This window comes from Escherichia sp. HH26CH (assembly GCF_009820205.1).
GTDB classification, from domain to species: Bacteria; Pseudomonadota; Gammaproteobacteria; order Enterobacterales; family Enterobacteriaceae; genus Escherichia; species Escherichia coli_F.
In genome coordinates this window covers 1-312 of record NZ_VNXM01000023.1, presented here as the reverse complement: position 1 = coordinate 312, position 312 = coordinate 1, and the positions used below count along the sequence as shown (strand labels likewise).

Below are 312 nucleotides of genomic sequence, written 5' to 3'. Positions count from 1 at the left end.
ATCCTGTATCAGTCCTGCAAAATTTCACGAGTGCTTTATTAACTGGATGCGTGACTGCCATTCTTCAGATGATAAAGGCGTCATTGCAATTGATGGAAAAACGCTCCGGCACTCTTATGACAAGAGTCGCCGCAGGGGAGCGATTCATGTCATTAGTGCGTTCTCAACAATGCACAGTCTGGTCATCGGACAGATCAAGACGGATGAGAAATCCAATGAGATTACAGCTATCCCAGAACTTCTTAACATGCTGGATATTAAAGGAAAAATCATCACAACTGATGCGATGGGTTGCCAGAAAGATATTGCAGA

Annotated in this window: 1 protein-coding gene; it reads left to right on the top strand. The window is 43.6% G+C overall.

Annotated elements, in window-relative coordinates; genetic code table 11:
- Positions 1-312, top strand: a 312-nt coding sequence (locus tag FQ015_RS08530) for an ISAs1 family transposase (RefSeq protein ID WP_160523958.1), incomplete at both ends; no start/stop codon positions are given.